Here is a 25382-nt window from a genome sequence, read left to right on the forward strand (position 1 = left end):
TTAGGCTTTAGTAGAGAGATTACCTAAATCCTTATCAATTAGGAACAAGCCTTTGCCATCTTCTCCAAGAAAATTTAATTTATCTAAAATACTACTAAATAATTTTTCTTCTTCATGTTGTTCTTCCACATACCATTGTAAGAAATTAAATGCAGAGTAGTCTTTTTCTTCAAAGGTTTTACCTACTAATTCATTGATTTTACTGGTAATTAATTTTTCATGCTCATAGGTAGCTTCAATTACTTCTTTTAATGATTTATATTCATGTGCAGGTGCTTCAATTGCAGAAATTACAGCAAGTGAGCCAGTTTCATTTAAATAAGTAAATAATTTACGCATATGTTGCATTTCTTCAGCAGCATGAACTGATAAGAATTTTGCAGTGCCTTCAAAGCCTTGCTGATCGCACCAAGCACTCATTTGTAAATATAAATTAGAAGAATAAAACTCTAAATTCATTTGATCGTTTAATAGTTTTACTACATTTTCTGATAACATACTATTTTCTCCTATCTATTCCAAAGTTGCGAGTTCACGATCAATAAAGAATAATCCTTTACCATCTTCGCCAACAAGATTAAATCTATCAATAATTCCACTAAATAATTTTTCTTCTTCATGCTGTTCTGCTACATACCACTGCAGGAAGTTAAAAGTAGAGTAGTCTTTGCTTTCAAAAGTAACTTCAACTAATTCATTGATTTTTGACGTAACTAATTTTTCATGTTCTAAAGTTATTTCAAAAACTTCTCTTAATGAAGAATAATCATGTTTAGGAGCATCAATTTTGCCTAAAATAGGCATACCACTAGTTTCACTTACATAATTAAACAGTTTTTGCATATGTTCTAATTCTTCATCAGCATGACGAAGTAAGAAGGTAGCAGCCCCCTCATAACCGTGTTTTGAACACCATGCACTCATTTGTAAATAAACATTAGAAGAGTAGAACTCTAAGTTAATTTGGTCGTTCAGCTTGTTTATGATTATTTGATTAAGCATAACTAATTCCTTTCCATTTTGATTGATAAAATGCAATAAAGCGTAATTTGCGGCAATCATTTTAAATTCACAAATGATAATTGCAAGTTTTTTATCAAAAATTTTGATATAACTAATTAATTTTAAAAAGAAAAATAAAAAACAATTATTATCATTTACATAATTCTATATAAATTAAACGTGACGTTGTCACAATAAAACTAACAAATTTTAAATTAGTATTAGATATGTCTTTATTTTCCTCCTTAGATTTGGATGAAAATTTAGATTATCGAGTAAACATGAAAACTTACCAACTTTTATTAAACCTAAAGATCGTTATCAATTAATTGACAAATGTAATATCATTCTGCTAGAAAAACACGGTCAAATTTACCTGTACTTTTCTTATAACTACTTTCTTTTGATTATCCATTTAAAATTTTTCATATTGTCATCAAACTGTCACAATTATTTTCTACACTTCGCTACGCAATCTAAATAACACTCAAGGAGAATTTGTTATGTTTATGCATAAAATGAAAAAAAATCTTATTATCGTTTTAACCTTAGGTACGTTACCTTTTGCTCAAGCTAATAGCATCACTGGTGCTGGAGCGTCTTTCCCTTATCCAATTTATGCGAAGTGGGCATCTTTATATGAGAAAGAAACTGGGAATAAAGTTAATTATCAATCCATCGGTTCGGGCGGCGGACAACAGCAAATTATTGCAAAAACGGTTGATTTTGGTGCCTCTGACGATCCAATGAAATCCGAATTATTACAACAACACCAACTAGTCCAATTCCCTGCGGTTATCGGTGGTATAGTGCCTGTTGTTAATTTGCCTGAAATTAAACCTGGTAAATTAAAGTTATCAGGTAAGCTGTTAGCAGAAATCTTCCTTGGTAAGATTAAAAAATGGAACGATCCTGACTTAGTTGCATTAAATCCAACGCTTCCTTTACCAAATAAAAACATTATTGTGATTCATCGTTCAGACGGCTCTGGAACAACATTTGGCTTCACTAATTATCTATCTAAAGTTTCGAACGATTGGAAAAATCAAGTTGGTGAAGGTAAATCAGTGAAGTGGTTAACAGGTCAAGGTGGAAAGGGGAATGAGGGAATTGCTTCTTATGTTCGCCAAATGAAATACACCATTGGTTATGTAGAGTATGCCTATGCCAAACAAAATCAGCTTGCTTGGATTTCATTACAAAATCAAGCAGGGCAATTTGTACAGCCTTCTAATGAAAGTTTCATGGCAGCTGCAAGTCACGCAAAATGGCACGAAAAGGCGGGAATGGGTGTTATATTAACCAATGAAACGGGGGAAAAATCTTGGCCAATTACGGCAGCGAGTTTTATTTTATTAAATAAATATTCTGACAACCCTGAAACAACTAAAAATGTATTAGCCTTTTTTGATTGGGCATTCTCAAGAGGGCAAGATGCGGCAACTGAATTAGATTATGTGCCAATTCCAGCTGATGTGGTATCTACCATTAAAAGTCAATGGAAAACAGAGCTAAAACAATAAAAATCTCTTTATTTTATACCGCACTTTATACAAAACCTAGCACTTAACATTAATAAAGTGCGGTTATCTTAAATAATTTTGGAAAATACTTATGCTCACAAAAAGTCGGAAATATTTTAATCAAACATGGATTGAATCATTATTCAAACAGACTACGGCATTGTTTGCTTTGCTTGTGTTTATTTTACTTGCTGCTATTTTAATTTCTTTAGTCATAGGAAGCTGGGAAAGTATTAAACGTTTTGGTGGGAGTTTTCTATTAGAAACATATTGGGATCCTGTACAAGAACAATATGGGGCAATTATTCCTATTTTAGGTACGCTTATTACGGCGGGTATCGCATTATTTATCGCAGTACCCATTTCATTTGGTATTGCTATTTTTTTAACGGAGCTAGCTCCCAATTGGCTAAAACGTCCTATAAGCATTGCGATTGAAATGCTAGCTGCAATTCCTTCTATTATTTACGGAATGTGGGGGTTGTTTGTTTTCGTTCCATTATTTCAAGAACATATTCAGCCAGTACTAATTGACAATTTGGGTAGTTTACCTGGATTAGAATTATTTTTTTCTGGCGTACCTTTTGGTGTTGGTTTATTTACGGCAGGATTAGTGCTTGCCATAATGATCATTCCTTTTATTGCATCCGTAATGCGGGATGTCTTTAGTATAGTACCACCAATGTTAAAAGAAGGTGCTTATGGATTAGGTGCAACCACTTGGGAAGTGGTTCGACAAGTGATTGTACCACACACTAGAATAGGGCTTGTTGGGAGTGTGATGCTAGGATTGGGAAGAGCATTGGGCGAAACAATGGCTATCACTTTTATTATAGGTAATTCGTTTCAATTGCCTAATTCCTTATTTTCACCTTCTACCTCAATCGCATCTGCTATTGCTAACGAATTTAATGAAGCAGGTGGATTACAAAAATCTGCATTGATGGAATTAGGATTACTTCTCTTTGTTATCACAACTATGGTATTGATTTTATCAAGATTAATGATTACAAAAATGCAACAAACAAAAGGGAAATAAGATGAAAACTAATCAAAACTTGCGTTTTTATTGGCGTAAAACACACAATAAATTAATGTTAGGGCTTTCCTATATTTCAGTAATTATCGGCTTATTTTGGTTGTGTTGGATATTATTCACTCTAATTACCAAAGGCATTCCAGCTTTATCAATTGATTTATTCACACAATCTACCCCTGCCCCTAATGAAAAAGGGGGATTGTTAAATGCACTGATTGGTTCGTTTTTTATTGTCGGTGCGGGTACATTGATAGGCACGCCTATAGGGGTATTGGCAGGAACGTATTTGGCAGAATATGGTCGTTATAGCCGTTTCGCACAAATTACCCGTTTTCTTAATGATATTCTTCTTTCTGCCCCTTCTATTATTATTGGTTTGTTTGTTTACAGCTTGTATGTATCAAAAATCGAGCATTTTTCAGGGTGGGCTGGAGCATTCGCATTAGCTTTATTGCTTATTCCTATCGTGGTACGCACTACGGACAATATGTTATTACTTGTACCAAATAATTTACGTGAAGCAGCGGCAGCTCTTGGTTGCTCTCAATGGCAAGTTATTATGATGATTTGTTATCGAGCAGCTAAATCAGGGATTTTAACTGGCGTGCTATTAGCAGTTGCCCGAATTTCAGGAGAAACTGCACCGCTATTATTTACCGCTCTGTCTAATCAATTTCTATCTTGGAATATGAATGAACCTATCGCAAATTTACCTGTAGTTATTTATCAATATGCAGCAAGTCCTTTTACAGATTGGAATAATCTAGCTTGGGCAGGTGCAGCTCTAATAACATTATTTGTGCTTTGCTTAAACATTTTCACTCGACTCTTCTTTCAACATAAAAAATAATGAGGCAATATGATTAGTCTACAAGAAACCAAAATAGCTGTGCAAAATCTAAATTTCTACTATGAGGATTTTCATGCATTAAAAAACATTAATTTACGTATCGCTAAGAATAAAGTGACCGCCTTTATTGGTCCTTCAGGTTGCGGTAAATCTACTTTATTGCGGAGTTTTAATCGGATGTTTGAACTATATCCAAATCAAAAAGCTACTGGTGAAATTAATTTAGACGGTGAAAATTTACTCACAACAAAGATGGATATTTCTCTGATTCGTGCTAAAGTTGGTATGGTTTTCCAAAAACCAACGCCATTTCCAATGTCGATTTATGATAATATTGCATTCGGTGTTCGTTTGTTTGAAAAATTATCAAAAGAAAAGATGAATGAACGAGTAGAATGGGCATTGACTAAGGCCGCTCTTTGGAATGAAGTGAAAGATAAATTACATAAAAGCGGAGATAGTTTATCTGGCGGACAACAGCAACGCTTGTGCATTGCTCGAGGGATTGCTATTAAACCTAGTGTGTTGTTGTTAGATGAACCTTGTTCGGCATTAGATCCTATTTCGACTATGAAAATTGAAGAACTCATTACGGAGTTAAAACAAGATTATACTGTGGTTATAGTAACTCATAATATGCAACAAGCTACACGTTGCTCCGACTATACGGCATTTATGTATTTGGGTGAATTAGTTGAATTTGGTCAAACACAACAAATTTTTGATAAACCCAAGATACAACGTACAGAAGATTATATTCGCGGTAAAATGGGGTAGTTATTTTGAGCTCACTCTTATTAAAAAGTAAAAGTTTGGTGAGAATGTATTATTTCTCACTTCACTTTTATGCCATAAATCAAATGAAGGAGTATTATGACGAGAAAAATTCTGATAGTTGAAGATGAATGTGCAATCCGTGAAATGATCACACTGTTTTTATCTCAAAAATACTATGATGTGATTGAAGCGAGCGATTTCAAAACAGCGATAAACAAGATAAAAGAAAATCCTAAACTAATATTATTGGATTGGATGCTACCTGGTCGTTCAGGTATACAATTTATACAGTATATTAAAAAGCAAGAAAGCTATGCTGCGATTCCCATTATTATGCTCACAGCTAAAAGTACAGAAGAAGATTGTATTGCCTGTTTAAATGCAGGGGCTGATGACTACATCACTAAACCCTTTTCACCTCAAATTTTATTAGCTCGCATTGAGGCAGTATGGAGGAGAATTTATGAACAACAAAGTCAATTTATACAAATCGATGAACTTTCCATTGATGAAAATGCTCAGAGAGTGTTTTTCCAACAGCAGGAAATTAATTTAAGTAGTACAGAATTTAAATTGTTACATTTTTTTATGAGGCACCCTGAAAAAGTTTATTCTAGAGAACAATTGTTAAATCGTATTTGGCATAATGATCTAGAAGTTGAATATCGCACTGTTGATAGCTATATTCGCCGTTTACGCCGTAATTTAGCTCCTTTTCAATGTGAAGATTACATCCAAACAGTTCGAGGATCTGGTTATCGATTTTCTAGTTATTTACGAGATAAACAATGAAAAAAATATTGAATTTTATTGTTGAAATAAATTTGGCAATCATTATTTCCTTATTTACTTCTGATTTTATTCTTTGGTTTGCAATAATACTTTTATTAATTTTAGCTTGGCATCATATTAATGAATATCGTTTACTTAAATATCTCAATTTAAAGCAAGATAATAAATTCTCTTTATTACAATTAGGGACATTCTCTCAAACTGAAGCCTACCATCGTCATCAAATTTACAAAGAAAAATGTGCAAGTTTACGTTTGTTATCTCAAATAAATAAAAATATTAAGTATTTACCAGATGCAATTATTATCTGTCAGCATAATGGTAATATTTCTTGGTGTAATTCAATTGCACAACAGATGTTTGATTTTTGTTGGAATAAAAAAGTCCAGAAAAATATTTTTGATGTTATTTTTTATGAACAATTTAAACATTATTTTTTCAGTCAAAAAAAAAGACGACCGTTAGTACTATTAACTTATAATCAACGTTATATTGAGGTGCAGTCGCACGCTTATAATTCTCATATGATTTTAGTTGTCGCTCGAGATATTACAGATATGATTCATTTACTTAATTCACGCCAAAAATTCTTGAGTAATATTAATCACGAGCTACGTACTCCATTAACCGTATTACAAGGTTACTTAGAAATTCTTGCAGATAATAATATTCAGAACCCTCTACAAAAAAAGGCTATTTTTGCAATGCAAGAGCAAAGCCAACGAATGGAACATCTATTACAACAATTTAATTTTTTAGCAAAAATAGAAACAACTTCAGATAAGGATTTTCGTACATTTGATATGTCAGCCATGATAAATTCTTTAAGAAAAGATACAGATATATTAAATACTTATAATCATCACATTGAATTTATTATTCAGCCTAATATCATTATTTTTGGAAATGAATCTCAACTAAGAAGTGCCGTTTCAAATTTAATTTATAATGCTATTAAGCATTCTGGCAAACAGTGTCATATTCAAATTCAATGGGAAACTTGTGAACAGGGTATTAAATTTAACGTGATAGATAATGGTGTTGGCATATCACCACAGCATATTCCACATTTAACAGAACGTTTTTATAGAGTTGATGAATCTCGTAGCCATTTAACTGGTGGAAGTGGTTTAGGACTAGCTATTGTGAAGCATACTTTATTACAATATCATTCTCATTTAAATATTGAAAGTACTGAAACGAAGGGTAGTAGTTTTTCGTTTATCATACCTAAACGCTTTGTCATATCAAAAAATAATAAAGAAATTCAATGATAATACACGTTGCAAGTATTAGCTGACACGGTAGTAAATAACACATCAGAAAATCGAAAATAGCGGGCTAGTGGAGAGCTTAGATACATAAAAAACACAGCTTGGTAGTTTTTCACCCATCTAAACTTATATTATTTAGATTATGTAGCAGTTGCTAAATCACCTAAATCTTTATCAATCAAGCATAAATCTTTAAATGCTGCAGTACTTTCACACCCATGAATCGAACACTGTAAATAAACATCATAGTATGGCTCTAAATTAATTTACTCGTTCATCTTATTTGATTAAGTATAACTAATTAAGAGAGAAGAAATAATCTCTTTATAACCTATAATTAAAGTTACTTTGTATTTTTTTATAATTTAACATAATATACATTATGCGAAATTAGTTATCAGGTTAGCGGGAACTACGGATTAAATAAATCACAGAGTTATACACAAGTTACAAGTACTAGCAAAACAAGACAAAATAAGGCTAGATAACACGTTGTAACGCGTCATTTTATAGAGTTATTGAACGGATGAATTTAAATGTAAAGGAAATGTAAAGTGAAATAAGCTTAAATCTATGTGATTACGCTACGTAAAATCTGGAGAATTTCTTGGATATTTTCTTCCCAGAAAAACAACAAAAAAAGCACGTTTTTATTAAAACGTGCTTTTTGACGAAATGTGACAACGTATCGACTAACCTAGTAATTTTATACCATATTCATATACTTGTTGTAGCAAAGATAGTTTTTCAGAATTATCTGAATGTTCCTCAGCTAAACGTTGTAAACTTGATTCAAACTCTACCGCACTTTTTTCAAGTTTATTCTGCCGGTATTTTTTCCATTTAATTTGTTCAGCGCGTGTGAGGGTTTTATAAAAATGACGAGCGCGATAATGGAACAATAATTCAAGGATACGTTTATCTTCAAAAGCTAAACCATGTTCAGATAATTTTTCTGCAGGTAAACTACGTAAAATAGCCATATTATTTTTATCAGCATTGCTAAAAAAGCCATTGTATAACTCAGTTTCTACATTATCATTCGATGCAAATTGACGTTCTTCATTAAAAATATCCGCCACTTTTTCACGAATATCAAAAGATGCTCGTAATTTTGCAAGATTATCCAAGCATAATTGTCGATCAATACCCAATCGATTTGCTGTTTCTGGTAACAAAGTTTTAGCTGGTGCTAAAATAGGACATTTATTGATATGCACAAGCTTTAACGGAACAGATGAAACTCCTCTTTCTTCTAATTCAGATTTTTTAGTATATAAATCTGTCCGTAATTCATCCGCACTTTTGGCTAATAAATTATCGATATCGCCAGTTAAATCACAAACAATGAGTGCATTTTGATTTGTCGGATGCCAAGCTAAAGGTGCAACCCAAGTGCAATTTCCACGATAATTCCCTAGCATTCCAGAAACATGCACTAAAGGTGTCATTGCGCCTGTATCAACTAATTTTTCGATTTCTTTTTTACCTCGGTTTTCAAAGAAATATTGGAATAATTTAGGCTGTTTTTCTTTAATTAATTTCGCCATAGCAATAGTTGCATATACATCCGCCATGGCATCGTGAGCATTTTCATGCTCAATACCATTTGCTTTAGTGAGTTTTTCTAAGCGGAAACTTGGCATTCCATCATCGTCATAAGCCCAATTAATTCCTTCTGGACGCAAGGCATAACAGGCTCGCACTAAATCTAACAAATCCCAGCGTGAATTCCCGTTTTTCCAGCTGTATTCATAAGGATCAATGAAATTACGATAAAACGTATAACGCGTCATTTCATCATCATAGCGAATATTGTTATAACCCATGACACAAGTATTGGGTTGGGAAAATTCTGCTAAGATATTTGCGGCGAATTCAGGCTCTGAAAGCCCCTTTTCATTACATTCTTGAGGCGTAATTCCTGTGACCATTACGGCTTCAGGAGCCGGTAAATAATCGTTGGTTTGTTTACAATAAAACATTATTGGTTCGCCAATGATATTAAAATCAGCATCTGTACGAATACCCGCAAATTGCGCAGGGCGATCTGTTGCTGGATTTACACCAAAACTTTCATAATCGTAAATAAAAAAGCTGAAATCTTTTGCCATGACTAGTCTCTTTTACGCGATGATTTTATCTAAATAATATAGGCAAAAAATAGCCGACAAACTGAAAATAATACCTAGCCAATTTAGCTTACTGATTTTTTCTTTAAAAGCTGATGCGCCAGTTAGCGTGCCTAAACAAATCACGCCAATGTTCATTCCCGCGAAAACAAGCGTTGGATTTCCAGCAAAACTTTGATGTGCTTTTATATAGAATAAAATATTAAAGAAATTCAATACACCTAAAACGATGCCGCCAATTACACTTGATGATGTCCATTGCGCACGTTTTAAGAATAAATAGATAAACATAACGCAAGCTGCAAGCGAGAAAGAAATAAACAATGTTGCAGGAAATGCACCGCCGCTTTTCGCCACTTGTTTGAATAAAATATCAATGATGCCGTAACCAAACCACACACCGATTAATCCTAAAACACCTTTAAAATTGACCGCACTTTGCCCTTGAGTTGGCTTAGTTAATAAACAAAATAAACCAATAAAAGCTAATACAACGCCAATGATTTTAGATTGGCTTAGTGTTTCATGAAAAATTAAAAACGCAGCTAAAATGGGAAGAAACAACGAAAGACGTTGCGCTGCGTCAGAACGTATAATTCCAGCAAACCCCACTGCTTTTGACATAATAATAAATACGCTAGGTAGCAATAAACCTAGTGCTAAAAAAATGGGTGAATTTTCGCTTTGTGCAATGTAATCAGTAAACTCTAAGCCTTTAAAATCAGGTTTAAGTAAGAAATAACTGAAAGTGATGGCTGTAATGTAGTTGAATGCGATAGCTTGTTCAATAATGATATTTTTTTTACGGGCAATTTTCAGTAAAACTGAAACTGCTACGCTGCAAAGAATGGCAAGAATAAGATTGTGCATTTTTAATCCTTAATAGCTTGTTTAATTAAACTCATAACGTATTCAAGATATTGGGTACTTTCAACAGCAATTTCATAATCTCCATTTCCCCAGTGACCAGTATTAGATACATTTTTGGCTAAATTTTTAGGATCATCTAATTCTCCATAAGGAAGATTAATCCAAATTTTTAAATTCTTTTGTTGAATACGAATATCTGCAATATTTCGATCTTTTTTAAATGCAATGTAAAGTTTACGTACATTAATTTCTATATTTTGATCTAAGTTTAAAATTGCTTGCCTAAATGACTCATATAATTCCTGAATAAAATCAGTTTTATCAGCTAAGTGATCAGATTCTTGATAAACTTTTATTTCTTTTAATATTGAGAGTTCCTCTCTCTTTTCATTAGAAACTGCTTTAATATTAGGTGCTGATTTTAATTTATTAATAATATTGAGCGTAATAATATCATTATCAAAGCGATTAACTTCCCATAATTCAATAGGTAAATCTTTAAAATTCGTGGCTTGAATTTGGAAATCATTAAAAGCAGGTGAAACAAAAATCACCTTAGATTGTGACCAATCCACATCATTTCTTTTAAGTGGGACTTTTTGCTTTTCATTATATTCCACAATAAAATCAGCTTTATATTCAAGCATCAAATTAAGATAAGAAATCCCTTGATCAACCACACTAGAATTTTGTTGTCTTTTATATTCAATAATGACAAAGGCTTGAGTTTCAGGATCAAAAGCTAAGGTATCAATACGTGAATTTTTAATAGAAAATTCCGAACGAATAAAAATATAGCCACTTAATAAGGTAAGATTTTCTTCAAATAAACGCTGAATATCCTTTTCCAGCTTAAATTTTTGCTGCTTCAGCTGTGATAATTGTCCTTTTTTTGATGTAAAGATTTTCATTATTCCTTCCTTAAAGGCTTAAGTGCGGTCAAAAACACCGAAATTTTCAACCGCACTTCCCTTCTATTTTTTAATCTGTCGCACCGAATCCGCGTAAACCAACAACGTGTACGTGCTCTTGGTTGCCTGCGATTTTACGCACGAGTTTATAAGTGGTGCCTTTTTCCGGGCTGATATTTTCAGGTGCAGCGATAAGCAACTGCATATCCAAACGTTCGCAAAGTTCGAATAAGGTAGAAATAGATTTACCATCTAAACGTGCCGCTTCATCTAAGAACAACAAGCGACAAGGCACAATATCTTTACCACGAATTCGACGGCTTTCTTCTTCCCAGCTTTGAACAACCATTAAGAGAATTGACATACCTGTACCGATAGCTTCACCAGTAGAAAGTGCACCACTTTCTGCACGTAACCAGCCATCAGCACCACGGAATACTTCCACTTCAAGCTCAAGATAATTACGGTAATCTAACAATTCTTCACCAATTGTTTGCGCTGTGCGTTGTCCCATATCAATATGTGGATTAATGCGTTGATAGAGCTTCGCCATAGCTTCAGAAAAAGTGATGCGATTATCGTTGAATAAATCTTGATATTCATTTTGCTGACCAGAAAGTGCGTCCAACAACATGGCATGGGTATCACGAATATTCACTACCAAACGAACAGATTTCACCTGACCAAACGCAATGTTTTGTAAGCCTTGGTTAAGCATACGAATGCGATTTTGTTCACGCTGAATCGTTTTACGCATAATATTTGCAACACTTTCAGAACTGATTGCCAATTTTTTCTCACGGCCAGTTAATTCAGCCGTTAAACGAGAAAGCTCAATTTCCATTTGTTCAATGGCATCAATTGGATCATCCGTTTTAATAATGTCTTGGCGAATACGTTCACGTAGGTGCTGATATACCGCGATAAAGAACCGCACTTTATTTTCAGGTTTGCGACTATCTTCAGACACTCTTAGGCTATCACGTAAATATTCATTATCCGCCACTGCTGTACGTAACGCACCTAACGCTTTATCTGACATTGAACGTAATTCATCTGCAGATAAATAAGCGAGCTCTCGGCGATTGAGGCGTTTTTCCATATCAGAGTTACGTGATAAGCGTAAAACCACACACCAACTCACTTTTGCTGCTACAACTAATTCACGTTGAGTTTTATAATCACGTTCAGTTTTGCGGATTAGACGATTTAAGTTGTCCGCTTCGCTTTCAATTAATGTCAGTTGTTTTTCTACATAAGAACGACGCTGACGGCTTGTTGAAAGTTGTTGATGTAATTCATCACGACGGATACGCGCGCGTTCTTCAGCACCATCATCAGCTCTCACGCCAAGATCGCTAATTTCCCCAATCAATTCATTTAAGAGTTGATATTTACTATCGTAAGAACTTTGTAACTGAATCAATACGCAATTATATTCGGCAAATTGACTTTGTTTTTGACGAACTTGCTCACGTTGTGTATCTCGCTGTGCTTGCATTTGTTCTAAACGTTGGCGAAGTTTTTCATTGAGTTCAGAAGTTTCAGCCTGCCCTGCATCTTCATAACCAAAATGCGGTTTACGTTGTACAACATCAGCTAACGCAAATACACGTTGTTGAACTTGTTTTTGACGCTCAATCGCTTGAGTTAATTCATTTTTTAAGCCTTCGTAATTTTCTGGATCACTTTGTAAACTATTGGCTATAGGCTCTAATTGTGACAACGTTACGCCATATTGACGAATAAAATATTCATCTTGCTCTGCAATATCTAATTGCTCACGACATTCTTCAATACGATCAATTAAATCTTCATTAGCTAATACATTGAGTTGTGGAATTAACTTATTGAGTAATTGCAGTTTTTCTTTTGCATTATCTAATTGAATGCGTAATTGTTGTTCGCCGTTATTAAATTGGTTTAATTCACGATCAATTTCATTGCGTTCGCGATTAATCTCAGACATTAACTCTTCTGGATTTGGCTGGAACGCCAGTGCTAAATGTAACCCAACAAATTGGCTGAAATGTTCGTGTAAACGTTGGCATTTTTGTACATCAAACGCAATTTGTGCATGTTGTTCTGCCACTTCATCACGTTCAATTTGTAATTCTTCTAAACGTTTTTCACGTGCTGCACGCCCAAATAACGGGATTTCAGGGAATCTTGAATAGCGTAATTCACGATCTGAAACTTGCACTACAACACCCAGCTCAAGTTCTTGTGCAGATAATACGCTATCGTCAAATGCGGTAGGATCGCCTTCAATTAAATACAAATCATCAGGGCAATCTTCTAATTGCGCAAGTTGTTCACGCACAGCATTGAGATCACGCACAACAATAGCATGACGCACAGGTCCGTAAAGTGCGGAGAAATAAGGCGCATCTTCAATGGTTACATCATCGTAAAGCTCTGAAAGCAGCACACCACCAAAACGTTCTGCCAGCATATTTAAACGTGAATCTTCTGAACCATCTGGCTGACTTAAACGAGAAATTTGTTCATCTAAATGCAAACGTTTTTGTTCAAGTTGATCACGCTGCATCGTGAGTTCACGTTCTTTCACAAGTTGTGATTGCATAAAATTCATCACATCTTGGCTATGTTCAAACGTCTCGCCACTTTGTTGTTCTAGACGTTCCAATGCAGCTTGAGCCGTCAGCCATGCTGGTGCTTTACGCGCATTTTCATCATAAAGTGCGGTTAAATTTTCACGTTTTTGACGAAGCGTAGAACGGTTTTCCACTTGTTCTGAAAGTCTTGCTGAAATGTCTTCAATTAACGCTTCTTGCTCGGCGTGATAATCCTCTAATTCTTCTGCTGTTTGTAAACTTAAATTAGCACGTTGATTAAAATCATTAAGTAATTTGACCGCACTTTGTTGTTGTGCATAACGTTGCTCAAGTTCATGTAATTTTGTGCGAAGTTGTGGCGTTTGTTGTGCCTGCAATTTTTGGCTTGGATATTCACGTAATAATTCTTTGGCACTTTCCCAGGCTGCAGAACGAGGCATTTCACCCGCAATTTTGCATACTAATTGATACGCTTTATCGAACTGAGATTTTGCCGCTTCAGAAATAGACATTTTGTGCTCAAGCTCAAGTACGGTTTCCGTTAAACTTTCAGCATGGGCTTCAAATTCTGCGTGATAATCTTCTACATTTTTAACACTTAAATCCGCTAAACCGCATAATGTTTTCGCTTTTTCAAGGGCTGCAATGGCTTGTTGATATTGAAGTGCGCGAGTTTGTTGGGCATCTAATGCTTTTTGATAGTCAGCTAATTGGGATCGTACAGCGTCAATTTCAATTTCAGTTTGCTCAAATTGGGCTTGGCTTTCTTCTAACGCATCATTCGCATCTTCAACCACCATTTTTTGTTCTTCTAAACGCTCGGTGAGTTCTGCAATATCTTCTTGATAACGCGTAATTTTTTCTTGGTGACGCAAAGCGTTTAACACTAAGTTAAGATGATCAACCGCACTTTGGTGATCAACTTCTAAAGTACGTTCACTTTCTGCCAATTCAGCCACTTCTCGACTTAAATCAACTAAACGATGTTGGGATAAATTCTGCTCTGCTTTTGCTTTATACCACTCACGACGAGATTCTAATGCAGCCTCAATATTGACACGGCGTTCATTCGCATTACGCATATAATCCGAAGCAACATAGTTGGTGGTTTCAGTAATTAAATGTTTGAATAAATCGCGATCTGATTGAGTGACCTTAATCGCTTCTAAAGTCATACGGTTTTCACGTAATGCACTTTCCATATCTTGGAAAGCTTTACGCACACCTAAATTTTCTGGCAATAAATAGTCACGTAAAGAGCGTGTGATTGCGCTAGAAATACCGCCGTATAAAGACGCTTCGATAAGTTTATAGAATTTGCTTCGGTCTGATGCTGAACGTAAACGTTTCGGAATAATACCTAAATCGAACATCATGCCGTGATAATCGGTGATGGAATGATATTGTTTAAATTGCGCACCGATGTTTTCAATTTTATCTTTAAGTTCGTTTAAATTAAGGACACGTGCTTGACGTTCGTCCACGATTTCAGTGAAAAGTGCGGTTGGATTTTGAGATAATTCGACACCTTGAATTGAGAACGTTTTTAAATCAACCTTTTTATCACGACCTGCAATTTGTTGCAGACGCACACCAACAAGAATACGTTGATGACGTGAATTAATGGTATCTAATACTGCGTAACAAACACCCGGGCGTAATTTACCATGTAAACCTTTATCGCGAGAACCGCCTGTAGAGCCAGCCTCTGTTGTATTACGGAAATGTAAAAGGGTTAAATCGGGAATTAATGCGGTCACAAATCCAGCCATTGTGGTTGATTTCCCCGCACCGTTACCCCCAGAAAGTGTGGTAACTAATTCATCTAAATCAAAAGTACGGGCAAAAAAACCATTCCAGTTAATTAAGGTTAAAGAACGGAATTTACCACGCTCTACACCATTGTTTGCAGTCATGCTAAAAGGTATAGATGCATCAACGATTTCTTCGACGTTTTCATTTTCCATAATGACTTCATCGCTCTCTAATTCGATTTCATTTTCTAATTCAAAAACATCAGACATTATTCTTGTTCTCCGTCAAATTCTTCGTCAATTTCATCCGCACTTTTCGTATCGTTTTCCATTAATTGCGCTTGTTTTTCCAACGCTAAGGATTCTGGTGTTGCCACTTCCCCATCACGAATAAGTCGAGCTTGTGCTTCTAATGGATCATCTCCGCTACGCACTTCTGCACCAAAACGAAATACAGATTCAGAAATCGTAAATTTCCCACTATTTTGTTCGCCAACAGTTTGAATCATACCTAAACGACGTAAACGACCAATTGCAGCCCGCACTTTTTCTACCAATTTTTGTTTATCTAAGTCAGAACCACTTGAACGCTGATTAACTGCTTTTAATAATTTTCCTTCATCGGCAAGATTTAATAATTCATCATACACTTCTTGCGTACTAAAAATGCCCTGTTGAGCTAAACGTTCTGGGCTTAAATAAAGATAACAAAGCACTTTACCAACAAGCATTTCCAACTCAGAAAGTACTGAACGCGCAATTAATGTCGTTGCTTTCGGGCGAAGATAGAAGAATCCTTCTGGCGCACGAATTAGTTCCACGTTATAGCGACGATAAAATCCGTCTAATTCATTTTGGAAATCCATTAAAAATGCGTGATTATCTAAATGCTCCGTGCTGATATGGCGACCGGAACGTAACAGGCTATCTACCGCTGGAAATATTGGATTTGCAATCGCCACAGCGAGTTTTGGGGAAATTACATCTTGAAGGTTGTCTGTCATAGGTTATTTCTCTATTAAAACTTTATTCAGTTACTTTCTTCGTTAATCATTATTGCCAAATCTCCCCTGGCCCCTCTTTGCTAAAGAGGGGGATATTCTTTAACAAATCAATTCTTGCTGATTACTTCAGCATTTTTTAACACAATGAAATAATCTCAATATCGATTATTTCATTATTATTCCCCCATTTAGCAAAGAGGGATTGGGGAAATCTAACAAAAGTAATTCCGTCGAAATTAGCTTTTAAATTATCTTAAAATCAATACTTATCAATCACATGCGCTTGCACTTCTGCGCCACGTTTATTAATTGCTTGCCAAGCTGGATAAATACCCGATAAATCATCATTTGCCATACCAAGACGTACGGCTTGATCAACAATGATTCGAGCCACATCAAAATGACGAGAAAGTGGATAATTTTCCAGTTGTTCTTTTAACACTAAACTCAAATCAATCGGACGGTTATTTTCACGATAAGCAATCAGTAAGCCTTGCATATGCTCTACAATTTGATCATGTAAATCAGAAAGGGATTCGTATTGCAATTCTTCCGGCAATTCACCTAAAGCATCATCTTCACGCAACACCATTTCTTCATCACGTAGATCAACTAAACGCTCAGCTTGCGCTGTCCATAAGAACCAAGGATGCTCAAAATAATGATGAATAGAATTACGTAAACGTTGTGAGAATACACGATTTTTATCCATATCAATGGCAGTTCGGATAAATTTATGCACATGGCGGTCATAACCAATCCATAAGTCTATGGCTTGTTGTCCCCAGCTAATAATTCGGTCAAGTTTAGATTGTAAATCGGTAATTAATTGATCAATAAAATACAAATCATCTCGCCCAATCACACAATCTTGAATACGCAATAATTGCGCTTGAAGTTTATCCCCTGCCGCATTTAGCGTATCTTGCAATTCACGTAAATTCCCTGATGTTTCATCTAATAAACGTTCACAGCTTGAAATCGCCGCTTGCCAATCTTTAGTAAGAAGCTCTGCAATTTCATCTTTAATACTTTGCTGGTTTTCATCCATAATACGTTGTGAAAGATCGATGCTATCAAAAATCTCTGCAACGGAATATTTTAATGGCGCAAACACATTGCGACGCCAATAATGTTCACTTTCATTACTCTCCACCCCCTCTTCCGCAGAATCAGAAGCGCGTTGAATTTCATCTGCCACAATGGAAAGTTGCACTGAAAGACGCAATGCAGAAAATTCACGCTGACGAATGTAATAATCAGACACGCCAACACCTAATGGTGTTAAACGATAAATCGCCAAGCCTTCAGTAAATTCGCTACTAAAACGGTTTAACAAACGTTGTTTCACTAATTCATTAATTGCATTATTCGCTCGTGTTGCAATGGCATCGGTGGATTGCTCAAAAGCATTCATCGTGTGGCGGAAAATATCCACAAGATCGGTTTCTAACATTTCGCCGTCTAAACGTTCGTTGTTATAAATTGCAATCGCCAGCAGGAAAACCAAGCGTTCGGTAGGTAAATTCAAAGAAAACTCGCGATCTTTTGCCCAAGAGACGAGTTCAGGAATAGTTTGGGATGTTTCAATCATTGAATTGCAAAGCGTTAAAATTGAACAAAAAATTGGAAAGATTATACAGGATTTTTTGCGGATCTTAAAAATCTTCTTTTGAATTGACCGCACTTTTCCTATTTTTCACGTATAATGTGCACCTTTCATGAATAACTAAAGATAACAGAATGAGCGAATTAACCCAGTTAGCCCAACAAGAAAAAAAACAAAGCTATAATTTCAATAAATTACAAAAACGTCTTCGCCGTAATGTAGGCAACGCCATTGCAGATTTTGGTATGATTGAAGATGGCGATAAAGTCATGGTGTGTTTATCTGGAGGCAAAGACAGTTATACGCTTCTCGATATTTTGTTGAATTTACAGCAAAGTGCACCAATTAAATTTGATATTGTTGCGGTAAACCTTGATCAAAAGCAACCAGGTTTTCCAGAGCACGTATTGCCTGAATATTTAGAAAGCATTGGCGTAGATTACAAAATCGTACAAGAAAATACTTACGGAATTGTGAAAGAAAAAATTCCAGAAGGAAAAACCACTTGTTCACTCTGCTCTCGCCTACGCCGTGGAATTTTATATCGTACCGCCACAGAACTTGGTGCAACCAAAATCGCTTTAGGACACCACCGAGACGATATGTTAGCGACACTATTTTTAAATATGTTTTATGGCGGCAAAATGAAATCCATGCCACCTAAATTGATTTCTGACGATGGTAAACAAATTGTGATTCGTCCGCTTGCTTATTGCAAAGAAAAAGATATTGAGAAATATGCCATCGCGAAGGAATTTCCGATTATTCCTTGTAACCTATGTGGCTCACAACCAAATCTTCAACGCCAAGTGGTAAAAGAAATGCTTAATACTTGGGATCGTCAATATCCTGGACGCTTAGAAACTATGTTTAGCGCAATGCAAAACATTACATTGTCACATATGTGTGATCCGAAATTATTTGATTTCAAAGGCATCAAACATGGCCAACTAATTGATGGCATTGAGGGCGATACCGCATTTGATGAAGAACGAATCACGCCAATGCAATTTGAGGACGAAGATCAAACCGATTTTTCAAACAAGGAAATGATTAACTTTAAAGAAGTGAATTAATATGTTGAATATCAATGGAATTGAAGTTGAAACTGACAAAGACGGTTATTTACTCCATAGCCAACAATGGAACGAAGATGTCGCTCAAGCTATTGCACAGTTAGAAAATATTGAATTAACAGATGCCCATTGGGAAGTGATTTATTTTGTGCGAGACTTTTATCAAGAATATAACACCTCCCCAGCCATCCGTATGTTGGTAAAAGCCATAGCTGAAAAGCTTGGTGCGGATAAAGGTAATAGCCGTTATCTGCAACGCTTATTTCCTGAAGGCCCAGCAAAACAAGCCACAAAATTAGCAGGCTTGCCGAAACCTGCAAAATGCCTATAAAAGTGCGGTCAATTTTCTGAAAGTTTTAAACTCTGAGTTTATTTACGACTTGTTTTTTGTAAGATAAAATACAGGCTCTTTTAAACCCTAACTAACAAGGAAATGTTATGAAAATTAGTGCTAGAAACCAATTAAAGGGTAAAGTTGTTTCAATCGAAAACGGTTCAGTAAATGCAATCGTTCACATCGATATCGGTGGCGGTAACGTACTTTCTTCTACTGTGTCTTTAGCAGCAGTTAAAGAATTAAACTTAGAAGTTGGTAAAGAAGCATACGCAATCATCAAAGCAACTTCTGTAATGGTTGGCGTAGAATAATTTCTTCCATACAAACAGAATTGAATATAACCGCACTTTTAAAGTGCGGTTTTTTATTTATTTGATACCTATTTTAAGTCGAATTCCCCTTGCATTCATAAATTTTAAAAATAAAATAATAATCATTCTTATTTGCATCTTTATTTTAGGGAACTATACTATGTATCAAAAAAAGCCATTAATGTTATTATTCTGCCCAACATTTGTCAGTCCATTTGTTATGGGGAAAACTATTGAAACAACCAACAAAAATATATTGCCCGAAATTGTTGTTTATGGCGACAATAATAAATCGCTTTCTTCCGTTAAAACGCTCTCTTCTGACGAGATAAGTAAAACTCCTACATCAAACGGTAACATCACTGATTATCTTCGTTCCAATCCCCATATTCGTTATGAAAATAGCGACCAAAATGGTTTTCAACGTGGTGAAATCAAGCCTGAAAATATTTCAATTAACGGCGCCGATCCAAATCAAACCGCCTACTTTGTTGATAATGTCAATATAAATAATGATCTTGCTATTGATAGCAGTATTTTTGACGGTGCTATGCAAGTTGTGCCAGGAATTAGTCACACTCAAGCTTATTTTTTTGATGCGACTATGCTTTCTAAAGTGGAAGTACAAGATAGTAATATTTCTGCTAGCTTAGGTGGCTTTATGGGTGGTGCCGTTATCGCTAAAACGAAACAATATAGTGGCACTGATAGCATAAAACTTAAATATCGCACGACAAATTCCTCTTGGGCAAAAATGGAAGCTGGAGACTCAGTACAAAAAATACTGAAGTTGGTACGTCCAGATGATGTCGGAGTGGCAGAGTTACAACCTAAATACAATAAACAAACATTCAATATTTTGGCTGAAAAAAGGCTAAATGATAATTTAGGAATGGTTTTTGGCTATAGCCGTAGAACATCATCTATTGAACAAAATCGTTTAATTGGCTTTGATAAAAATGCCAAGAATAAAGCACAACTAGATAAGCAAAATCATCAACGACTTTCCGATAATCTTTTATTAAATTTCAATTGGACACCGCAAGAAAAAGAACGAATTGAATTTGGTTTACGTTATTCAAATTATAAGGAATTGAAATATTTCAAGGAAAATATAAATAACAACGTAAGCGATTATCATCAAGCATTGGGATCAACGCTTGCTTGGGTACATTCATTCAACTCTGGCGTTTGGACAAATACCTTAGCATACGATCGTTTTCAGGATAAGCGTAAATCATCCTCGAATAGTGTTGAAACAACATCGGTGTCAGATGAAAATGATGATCCACTTTATAATTTCGAAAAAGGCGGGTATGGTAATAGCCATTTAACCCAAGATAATTTGCATTTTTCAACTGAATATGTAATGGATCCTTTTTATTTAGCTTCTACGGAGCATTCTATTTCTATTGGAGGAATTTATCAGGCAACTAAATATCAATTCTATCGTCCACAAGATGTTCACCAAAAAGTAACCCTAATTATGCTTAATAAAGACGGAAACCCTATAAAAGAAATACCATTATCAAATAGCACAACATCAAAAGGTCGTGTAAAAACCACCTATCAGAATATCGTGGCTTATGCTGAAGATCTAATAAAATGGAATAAATTTGAATTTCGACCAGGTATTCGTATTGAACGTGATGATTATTTAAAAAACAATAATATTGCCCCGCGCTTTGTTGCTCGTTACCGTCCTTGGGATAATACAGGATTTACACTAGGTTTAAATCGTTATTACGGTCGTTCTTTTGCTTCGTTAAAATTAGCGAATGGTATTTTAAAGCTCAATAATGATTCAACACGTCAGCATCAGAACTTTTCATCCCTTAAAACGCCTTATGCAGATGAATTAAGCTTAAGTTTTGATCAGAATATGGGTAATTTAGCACTAAAACTTGGTTATATTCATCGTGATAATAAGAATCGTATCATATTGAAACGAGATCCTATAAGGGGTAAAAGAAAAACTAGTTATATCAATGGACGTCCGTTTGGTGTTGATATTTATACTTTCCAACTTAATAATATTGAACCTTGGAAATTAGGTAAAACTTATTGGACTACGTCACTTGGTTTTGATTGGTTAAATACAAAACGAGCCGATGGCGAAGAATTTGATCTAAATAAACTTGTTTCTTTAGATGGTAAATTAATGCCTTATCGTGAAATGTTACGACAAGTTAATAGTAACACTGAAGATTGGATTGCTCGTTTAGGTATTGATATGACGATACCAGATTACGATATTACTTGGTCAAATAAAGTGTATATGAAAGCCCCAATTCGTAGCTATGAGGAACTTGATAGCGATAACGATGATGGCATTTCACGCTTCCGTAGCTATCACTATGGCAGACATACACAATGGGACAGTAGCATTCGTTGGCAGCCAACCATTCGAGGTAAACATAGCGTTTATATGCAAGTAGATATTTTAAATGTTCTCAATAAAACACGTAAAAATAAAGTCACTACTATTTCCACCAGCGATGAATATGGTGTTTATACGCCTGGGCGTGAATTTTGGCTAGAAGTTGGCTATCAATTCTAATATTCTTCAATGTATAGGGCTTGTGGGCTTTTGCAACATCCACCAGCCCTACTCTACGCTTATTTTTACTTAGCATAGAGTTTTCTTTTTTCTAGGTAAAATAATGAAAAAAACAACCGCACTTTTTTTACTTATCTTTTCACTAATTGCTTGTCAATCATTGGAACTATCGCCCAATAATAATTTACCTTTTGATCCAAATATTCAGCACGGTAAACTATCAAATGGTCTGCAATATTTTGTATTAAAAAATACTGAACCCAAAGAACGCGTTTATATTCGATTAGTGATCAATACTGGATCTATGCACGAAGATGACGATCAAAAAGGCATTGCTCATTTAGTTGAGCATATGGCATTTAATGGCTCAAAGAAATATCCAGAAAATCAAATTATTAATGCGTTAGAAAAACTTGGAATGAAGTTTGCACGAGATATTAATGCTTTCACCGATTTTGAAAATACAGTCTATACTTTAAATTTAGATAGCAACAATCAGCAAAAATTAGAATTGGCGTTTGATGTCATCAATGAATGGATGAATAATATTACTTTTTTGCCTAAAGATGTGGATGGCGAACGTGGCGTAGTACAAGAAGAATGGCGGAGACGTTTAAGCCCAATGCTACGTATTGGCAATAAGAAAAGTGCTATTGAAATGGCTGGTTCTCGTTATGTGTTGCGTGATCCTATTGGAGATATGGATATTATTAAAACAATTTCAGCTAAACGCGTCGCTGATTTTTACCACAAATGGTATCGACCAGATAATATGTCAGTAATTATTGTAGGCGATATTGATACAAAACAAGTAGTAAAACTATTAAAACAAAACCTATCTCAAGAAAACCCAATTACTAAAACAACATTGGAAAAAATTGATTTTAATATTCCTCTTATCAACAAATGGCGATTAGATTCTATTTCAGAACAAGGCACAACAATTCCGAGTATTGAATTAAGTTTTTTTGAAAATACAATTGAAACCAATACATTAGCGAGTTATAAACAGGAATTAATTCAGCAAATTACCACTCGATTGCTTAACTTACGTTTACAGCAATGGGAAAAGGAAACAGAAAATGGCGTAGATTCTGCAAATTTTTATCGCACTCATTTAGGTAAAGAAACACTACAAAGCATTTTTTCTCTCCAGCTTATAGATACACAATATTCAAAAACGATAGATAAATTATTTGCCTTTATTGCCAGTATAAAACAACAAGGTTTTACTCAAAATGAATTAAACGGCGAAATTAAACGCGTAACTCAACTCAATGAAAAACAATTAAATATTCGTTCTGGTAGCTTAAAAATTGCCGATGATCTCATTACTTCTGTGGCAAATAAGCAAGTGGTATTGAGCGTAAATGATCGTTATGAACTCAATAAACGTTTTTTATCTCAAATTACATTAGCTGATTTACAACGCACGTTAAACCAAACCTTAGCATTAAAAGCAAAATTATTATTAATCACTCAACCTTTGCCACAAAAAGCCTTGCCTTTTGATGTTGCAGAAATAGAAACTCGTTGGAACAATGCAATGGAAATGCAACAACACCAATGGGATGAAAAAAAACAAATCGAAAAATTACCGCACTTCACATTTAACACAGGCTCACTTTCTCAAGAAAAATATTGGGATCGCGGCGATATTTATGAATTTCGTTTAAGTAATGGAAGTAAATTGATCTATCACTATAGTGACAAAACTCCAAATCAAGTACATTTTCGTGCTGTTACTCAAGGTGGTTTACGTTCTATCCCAAATAAGGACTATCACTTATTACGTGCTGCCGTTAGTGTAGTTGATGAAACAGGTGTTGGAGAACTTTCTCTTTCTGCGGTTAATCAAATTTTTTCGCGCGATCCATTGGTAATTGCAACTGTGATTGATGATGATAAACAAGGCTTTACTGGTGTATCTAAACCTAAGGATTTGGAAAATTTACTGACATTGTTCCGCTTAAAATTACGTTCTTCTCCTATATCCGATCTTGCCTTAGAAAAATATCGACGTGAAACCCGTGATTATTTCAAACAGATTGATTTAGAAACACAATTTATGCAAGCCGTTTCAAAACTACGTTTTCCAAATATTGAAACCGTCTATACTCAAAAACAAGCACAGCAATTAGCATTTGATAAAAACCAATTAAGTAACGCTTATCAACGTTATATTTTAGATAAAACAGATTTTACCTATTTTATTATTGGCGATATTGAACTTAATCAAGTAAAGAAATTGGCAGAACGTTATTTAGCTTCTGTTGAATCGAAAACTCAGATCCGCCATTTTGTCCCGACTATTATTCATACACCAACTCAATCATTTATTATGAATGGTTTGAAAGAACCGAGAGCTGATGTAGAAATATACCTTACCGCAGATAATACTTGGCGAACAGAACAAAAATATTTATTCAATATTCTTGCGGATATTGTGCAAGAAAAATTACGCTTAATTCTACGTGAAAAAGTTTCTGGTATTTATTCTGTAAATAGTTGGTTTATACAAGATGTTCATGCACCACAAATTGAGGGAAAAATTGAATTTAGTTGCGACCCTAAGCGCGTGGAGGAACTTACGCATCTTACAAATCAGGTACTAGATGACATTATAAAAAATGGCATTGATGAAAACTTATTACGTAAAAAACTAGCGGAACAACATACTCAGATTCGACGTGAATTTGATTCTTTAGTTTCAATTGCTTCAATTATTGAAGAAAGTTACTGGCAACAAGATAATCCAGATGCCATTTATACCTATCAACATTTAGATCAGTTAGCGACAAAAGCCACAATAGATGCGTTGGCGCAAAAAGCCCTAAAAAAATCAGGCAGATTTATCAGCGTATTAAAAGCAGCTGCTTATTAGAAAATAAATGAAATCTCAACAGATCTGAAACAGATAAAAATAACGGTGATCGCTTAAACGATCACCGTTAAATTAAAATCACTGTTGAAACAATAAAT

At 34.9% G+C, this 25382-nt stretch carries 19 protein-coding genes; 11 read left to right on the plus strand and 8 right to left on the minus strand.

The genetic code is table 11. The features are described 5' to 3' along the window. Window positions 1-498: a non-heme ferritin gene (gene ftnA, locus K6J66_RS07370; protein ID WP_005656740.1), complete on the minus strand. Its 498-nt coding sequence runs from the start codon at window positions 496-498 to the stop codon at window positions 1-3. Window positions 499-513: 15 nt separating this feature from the next. Next, the gene (gene ftnA, locus K6J66_RS07375; RefSeq protein ID WP_005650594.1) at window positions 514-1002 is read right to left on the minus strand and encodes a non-heme ferritin; all 489 of its coding nucleotides are present in this window, start codon (window positions 1000-1002) and stop codon (window positions 514-516) included. Between the two features lie 518 nt (window positions 1003-1520). Here ftnA (K6J66_RS07375) and pstS point away from each other — a divergent pair. The 6 genes from pstS to phoR all read left to right on the plus strand — a co-directional run bounded on the left by pstS (window position 1521) and on the right by phoR (window position 7257). Beyond that, complete coding sequence (gene pstS, locus K6J66_RS07380) at window positions 1521-2525, plus strand: phosphate ABC transporter substrate-binding protein PstS (protein WP_014550746.1); 1005 nt, start codon at window positions 1521-1523, stop codon at window positions 2523-2525. A gap of 91 nt (window positions 2526-2616) precedes the next feature. After that, window positions 2617-3564 carry a phosphate ABC transporter permease subunit PstC gene (pstC, locus tag K6J66_RS07385; protein ID WP_005666943.1) on the plus strand — a complete coding sequence of 316 codons (948 nt, stop codon included), beginning with the start codon at window positions 2617-2619 and terminating at the stop codon, window positions 3562-3564. Between the two features lies 1 nt (window position 3565). Continuing rightward, on the plus strand, window positions 3566-4414 hold the full coding sequence (gene pstA, locus K6J66_RS07390; protein ID WP_005650601.1) for a phosphate ABC transporter permease PstA: 849 nt from the start codon (window positions 3566-3568) through the stop codon (window positions 4412-4414). A 9-nt stretch (window positions 4415-4423) separates the two neighbouring features. Beyond that, window positions 4424-5191: a phosphate ABC transporter ATP-binding protein PstB gene (gene pstB / locus K6J66_RS07395; RefSeq protein WP_005662257.1), complete on the plus strand. Its 768-nt coding sequence runs from the start codon at window positions 4424-4426 to the stop codon at window positions 5189-5191. A gap of 96 nt (window positions 5192-5287) precedes the next feature. Continuing rightward, on the plus strand, window positions 5288-5983 hold the full coding sequence (phoB, locus tag K6J66_RS07400) for a phosphate regulon transcriptional regulator PhoB (protein WP_005662255.1): 696 nt from the start codon (window positions 5288-5290) through the stop codon (window positions 5981-5983). Then, the gene (gene phoR, locus K6J66_RS07405) at window positions 5980-7257 is read left to right on the plus strand and encodes a phosphate regulon sensor histidine kinase PhoR (RefSeq protein WP_005662253.1); all 1278 of its coding nucleotides are present in this window, start codon (window positions 5980-5982) and stop codon (window positions 7255-7257) included. Before phoB ends, phoR begins: the two co-directional genes overlap by 4 nt. 692 nt (window positions 7258-7949) lie before the next feature. Here the strand turns inward: phoR and sbcB are convergent. The 6 genes from sbcB to mukF form a co-directional block, all read right to left on the minus strand. Next, complete coding sequence (gene sbcB, locus K6J66_RS07410) at window positions 7950-9371, minus strand: exodeoxyribonuclease I (RefSeq protein ID WP_038439851.1); 1422 nt, start codon at window positions 9369-9371, stop codon at window positions 7950-7952. Window positions 9372-9383: 12 nt separating this feature from the next. Next, window positions 9384-10259 carry a hypothetical protein gene (locus K6J66_RS07415; RefSeq protein WP_038439852.1) on the minus strand — a complete coding sequence of 292 codons (876 nt, stop codon included), beginning with the start codon at window positions 10257-10259 and terminating at the stop codon, window positions 9384-9386. Between the two features lie 2 nt (window positions 10260-10261). Further along, complete coding sequence (locus K6J66_RS07420) at window positions 10262-11170, minus strand: DUF5655 domain-containing protein (RefSeq protein ID WP_005662245.1); 909 nt, start codon at window positions 11168-11170, stop codon at window positions 10262-10264. Between the two features lie 70 nt (window positions 11171-11240). Continuing rightward, window positions 11241-15773 carry a chromosome partition protein MukB gene (mukB, locus tag K6J66_RS07425; protein ID WP_038439853.1) on the minus strand — a complete coding sequence of 1511 codons (4533 nt, stop codon included), beginning with the start codon at window positions 15771-15773 and terminating at the stop codon, window positions 11241-11243. After that, a complete protein-coding gene (gene mukE, locus K6J66_RS07430; protein ID WP_038439854.1) occupies window positions 15773-16507 on the minus strand; it encodes a chromosome partition protein MukE in 735 nt (244 codons plus the stop codon). The genes mukB and mukE overlap by 1 nt, the downstream gene beginning before the upstream one ends. Window positions 16508-16766: 259 nt before the next feature. Further along, window positions 16767-18101 carry a chromosome partition protein MukF gene (mukF, locus tag K6J66_RS07435; protein ID WP_038439856.1) on the minus strand — a complete coding sequence of 445 codons (1335 nt, stop codon included), beginning with the start codon at window positions 18099-18101 and terminating at the stop codon, window positions 16767-16769. Between the two features lie 149 nt (window positions 18102-18250). On the opposite strand from mukF, the gene ttcA reads away from it, so the two are divergent. From ttcA to K6J66_RS07460, 5 genes are all read left to right on the plus strand, one after another. Next, complete coding sequence (gene ttcA, locus K6J66_RS07440; RefSeq protein ID WP_038439857.1) at window positions 18251-19192, plus strand: tRNA 2-thiocytidine(32) synthetase TtcA; 942 nt, start codon at window positions 18251-18253, stop codon at window positions 19190-19192. A 1-nt stretch (window position 19193) separates the two neighbouring features. Further along, the gene (locus K6J66_RS07445) at window positions 19194-19523 is read left to right on the plus strand and encodes a TusE/DsrC/DsvC family sulfur relay protein (RefSeq protein WP_038439858.1); all 330 of its coding nucleotides are present in this window, start codon (window positions 19194-19196) and stop codon (window positions 19521-19523) included. A 107-nt stretch (window positions 19524-19630) separates the two neighbouring features. Further along, a complete protein-coding gene (locus K6J66_RS07450) occupies window positions 19631-19840 on the plus strand; it encodes a TOBE domain-containing protein (RefSeq protein WP_005631673.1) in 210 nt (69 codons plus the stop codon). 160 nt (window positions 19841-20000) lie between these two features. Next, window positions 20001-22400: a TonB-dependent receptor plug domain-containing protein gene (locus K6J66_RS07455; RefSeq protein WP_162629714.1), complete on the plus strand. Its 2400-nt coding sequence runs from the start codon at window positions 20001-20003 to the stop codon at window positions 22398-22400. Window positions 22401-22503: 103 nt separating this feature from the next. Continuing rightward, window positions 22504-25284, plus strand: a complete 2781-nt coding sequence (locus K6J66_RS07460; protein ID WP_110442473.1) for a M16 family metallopeptidase — start codon at window positions 22504-22506, stop codon at window positions 25282-25284. The last annotated feature ends 98 nt before the right edge of the window (window positions 25285-25382 follow it).

This window comes from Haemophilus influenzae (assembly GCF_019703545.1).
Classification (GTDB): domain Bacteria; phylum Pseudomonadota; class Gammaproteobacteria; order Enterobacterales; family Pasteurellaceae; genus Haemophilus; species Haemophilus influenzae_E.

What these genes read in the sequence shown, in the direction of transcription:
- ftnA (WP_005656740.1), bottom strand. Translation starts at nt 498, where the DNA reads ATGTTATCAGAAAATGTAGTAAAACTATTAAACGATCAAATGAATTTA.
- ftnA (WP_005650594.1), bottom strand. Translation starts at nt 1,002, where the DNA reads ATGCTTAATCAAATAATCATAAACAAGCTGAACGACCAAATTAACTTA.
- pstS (WP_014550746.1), top strand. Translation starts at nt 1,521, where the DNA reads ATGAAAAAAAATCTTATTATCGTTTTAACCTTAGGTACGTTACCTTTT.
- pstC (WP_005666943.1), top strand. Translation starts at nt 2,617, where the DNA reads ATGCTCACAAAAAGTCGGAAATATTTTAATCAAACATGGATTGAATCA.
- pstA (WP_005650601.1), top strand. Translation starts at nt 3,566, where the DNA reads ATGAAAACTAATCAAAACTTGCGTTTTTATTGGCGTAAAACACACAAT.
- pstB (WP_005662257.1), top strand. Translation starts at nt 4,424, where the DNA reads ATGATTAGTCTACAAGAAACCAAAATAGCTGTGCAAAATCTAAATTTC.
- phoB (WP_005662255.1), top strand. Translation starts at nt 5,288, where the DNA reads ATGACGAGAAAAATTCTGATAGTTGAAGATGAATGTGCAATCCGTGAA.
- phoR (WP_005662253.1), top strand. Translation starts at nt 5,980, where the DNA reads ATGAAAAAAATATTGAATTTTATTGTTGAAATAAATTTGGCAATCATT.
- sbcB (WP_038439851.1), bottom strand. Translation starts at nt 9,371, where the DNA reads ATGGCAAAAGATTTCAGCTTTTTTATTTACGATTATGAAAGTTTTGGT.
- K6J66_RS07415 (WP_038439852.1), bottom strand. Translation starts at nt 10,259, where the DNA reads ATGCACAATCTTATTCTTGCCATTCTTTGCAGCGTAGCAGTTTCAGTT.
- K6J66_RS07420 (WP_005662245.1), bottom strand. Translation starts at nt 11,170, where the DNA reads ATGAAAATCTTTACATCAAAAAAAGGACAATTATCACAGCTGAAGCAG.
- mukB (WP_038439853.1), bottom strand. Translation starts at nt 15,773, where the DNA reads ATGTCTGATGTTTTTGAATTAGAAAATGAAATCGAATTAGAGAGCGAT.
- mukE (WP_038439854.1), bottom strand. Translation starts at nt 16,507, where the DNA reads ATGACAGACAACCTTCAAGATGTAATTTCCCCAAAACTCGCTGTGGCG.
- mukF (WP_038439856.1), bottom strand. Translation starts at nt 18,101, where the DNA reads ATGATTGAAACATCCCAAACTATTCCTGAACTCGTCTCTTGGGCAAAA.
- ttcA (WP_038439857.1), top strand. Translation starts at nt 18,251, where the DNA reads ATGAGCGAATTAACCCAGTTAGCCCAACAAGAAAAAAAACAAAGCTAT.
- K6J66_RS07445 (WP_038439858.1), top strand. Translation starts at nt 19,194, where the DNA reads ATGTTGAATATCAATGGAATTGAAGTTGAAACTGACAAAGACGGTTAT.
- K6J66_RS07450 (WP_005631673.1), top strand. Translation starts at nt 19,631, where the DNA reads ATGAAAATTAGTGCTAGAAACCAATTAAAGGGTAAAGTTGTTTCAATC.
- K6J66_RS07455 (WP_162629714.1), top strand. Translation starts at nt 20,001, where the DNA reads ATGTATCAAAAAAAGCCATTAATGTTATTATTCTGCCCAACATTTGTC.
- K6J66_RS07460 (WP_110442473.1), top strand. Translation starts at nt 22,504, where the DNA reads ATGAAAAAAACAACCGCACTTTTTTTACTTATCTTTTCACTAATTGCT.